The organism is Streptomyces sp. NPDC006510, from assembly GCF_040611955.1.
Classification (GTDB): Bacteria; Actinomycetota; Actinomycetes; order Streptomycetales; family Streptomycetaceae; genus Streptomyces.
Window position 1 is genome coordinate 1 of record NZ_JBEXPH010000396.1, and the last position, 2,664, is coordinate 2,664.

Sequence of the window (2,664 nt, forward strand, 5' to 3'; positions counted from 1 at the left end):
GCCCGTGCCGCCGCACGCCGCGCGGTGATGCCCGGCGAGCGGCACGGGCGTTCGCCCGGCGGACCCGTCCGGTGACTGATCCTCCGTCAGGCCAGTGCGGCCAGCGGATCGTCCAGCACGGGCTGCCAGGCCAGTTCCGCCGCACCGACCAGGCTGTTGTGGTCGAGCGTGCACGGCAGGATCGGCACACTGCCGCTCCGTCCCCACAGGCTGCGGTCGGCGACCACCGCACGCAGCCGCTCCGGGTCCGCGTCGAGCAGGGCGCGGTGCAGTCCGCCGAGGATGATGCGGTCCGGGTTGAGGATGTTGACCAGGCCGGCGAGCCCGAGGCCGAGCCGGTCGATCAGCTCCTCGGCCGCGCCCCGTACCGCCGGGTCCTCGTACTCCGTGCGCAGCAGATCACCGGCCTGCTTGAGCAGCGACTCCTCCGGACCGGGTTCGCGCCGGGCGGCGACGAGGAAGGCCAGCGGGTCGGTCTCGACGTCCAGGCAGCCGCGCCCGCCGCAGTGGCAGGGGCGCCCCTCGGGGTTCACCGTGAGATGGCCCACCTCCAGCGCGAGTCCCGAACTCCCGGTGTGCAGGCGGCCGTCGAGGACCAGGGCGCCGCCCACTCCCCGGTGCCCGGTGGCCACGCAGAGCAGATGCTGGGCGCCCCGGCCCGCGCCGTGCCGGTGTTCGGCGAGCGCGGCGAGATTGACGTCGTTCCCGGTGAACGCGGGTCCGGGGATGCCCGCTCCACGTACGCAGTCGGCGAAGATCTCGCTCACCGGGGCGCCCGCCGGCCAGGCGATGTGCAGCGGGTTGAGCGCGGTGCCCTCCGGTTCGGCGACCGCCGACGGAACCGCGAGGCCCGCTCCGACGCAGCGCAGTCCGCTGTCCCGCAGCAACCGGGCACAGTCGTCGACCACTTCACCGATGACCTGCGCCGGGTCCGCCGTGACGGTGACACAGCCGGGAGCGGTGGCCACCAGCCGCCCGCCCAGCCCGACGAGCGCGGCCCGGAATCCGTCGGCGTGCACCTGGGCGGCGATGGCGACGGGTCCGGACTCCCGGACGGACAGCCGGTGCGAGGGGCGGCCCTGCGAACCGGCGGCGGAACCGGGCCGGGAGTCGACCCGGATCAGGCCGAGCGCCTCCAGTTCCGCGGCGACCGCACCGGCCGTCGCCCGGGTGACGCCGAGCTCGGAGGTGAGGACGGCGCGGGTGGGCGCGCGTCCGGTGTGGACCAGTTCCAGCGCGGGTCCGAGCGCGCTTCGGCCTCTCTCCAGCTTTGTCCGGGTGGTGGACACCTTGCCGTTCATGGGGGCGAGTCTCCCATGGTCCGGGGCAGGGCCGACGCCCCGGTGGCGCGGCCGCGCCCCCGCGACGCCCGGCACGCGCCCAACGCCGCGGACCGCACCCCGCGCGCGTACGGCGGGACTTCGCGGACGCGCCCTCGATCCGCCGCACGGACCCCTGGTCCGGACCGGGCCGGATCCGGGCGGGAAGGCACTCGCGGCAGCGGGGGACGGCCGTCTTGCGCCCGCTGTCCCGGCGCCCCTATGCTGAGTTTGTGCCGCAACTAAACAAACTGCGGACGGCCCTACCGGGGGGACCGGGCGGAAACACCGCCGCACCTCCGTCGGCCCGCCTCCGTACCGCCCTCACCGTGTTCTTCGCCCTCGACGGTTTTCTCTTCGCCGGCTGGGTGGTCCGTATCCCGGCCATCAAGCAGCAGACCGGCGCCTCCGCCACCACCCTGGGCCTCGCCCTGCTCGGAGTGTCCGCCGGGGCCGTGGTGACCATGATGTTCACCGGCCGACTGTGCCGGCGCTTCGGCAGTCACCTGGTGACCGTGGTCTGCGGCGTCCTCCTCTCCCTCGCCATCGCCCTGCCCGCGCAGACGCATTCGGCGCTCGCGCTCGGCCTGGTCCTGCTGGTCTTCGGCGCCGCGTACGGCGGGATGAACGTGGCGATGAACAGCGCCGCGGTCGATCTGGTCGTCGCTCTGCGGCGCCCCGTGATGCCCGGCTTCCACGCCGCCTTCAGCCTCGGCGGTATGGTCGGCGCCGGGCTCGGCGGGCTGGTCGCGGGCGGCCTCTCCCCCGCCACGCATCTTTTCGTTCTCACCGGGGTCGGACTTCTGGTCACCGCGGCGGCGGGGCCGGTGCTGCTGCGCCACCCAACGCCCCGGCCCGCGATCGGGGCCGACGGGACCGAAGCGCCGCGGCGGCTGGACGGAAGGGCCCGCCGACTGGTGCTCCTGTTCGGCGTGATCGCGCTCTGCACCGCCTACGGCGAAGGCGCGCTGGCCGACTGGGGCGCCCTCCATCTGGAACAGGACCTGCACGCCCACCCCGGCGTAGCGGCCGCCGGCTACTCCCTGTTCGCGCTGGCCATGACGGCGGGCCGGCTCAGCGGCACCGCACTGCTCGAACGGCTCGGCCAGACCCGCACCCTCGTCGTGGGCGGTGCGACAGCCGCCGCCGGAATGCTGCTCGGCTCACTCGCCCCCACCACTTGGGCAGCCCTCCTAGGCTTCGCCGTCACCGGTCTCGGACTGGCCAACATCTTCCCGGTCGCGGTCGGCCGGGCCGGTGAGCTGGCCGGACCCGGCGGGGTGGCCGCCGCGTCGACGCTCGGCTACGGCGGCATGCTGCTCGGGCCACCCGCGATCGGCTTCCT

At 74.8% G+C, this 2,664-nt stretch carries 2 protein-coding genes; one reads left to right on the forward strand and one right to left on the reverse strand.

Annotation, left to right across the window (positions count from 1 at the left end; genetic code table 11):
- Positions 1-86 precede the first annotated feature (86 nt).
- Positions 87-1,301, reverse strand: coding sequence for an ROK family protein (locus ABZY11_RS43825; RefSeq protein ID WP_356484525.1), 1,215 nt, complete (start codon positions 1,299-1,301; stop codon positions 87-89).
- Positions 1,302-1,552: 251 nt separating this feature from the next.
- Between ABZY11_RS43825 and ABZY11_RS43830 the strand changes: the two genes are divergently transcribed.
- A partial coding sequence (locus tag ABZY11_RS43830) for an MFS transporter (protein ID WP_356484526.1) occupies positions 1,553-2,664 on the forward strand: 1,112 nt, incomplete at its 3' end.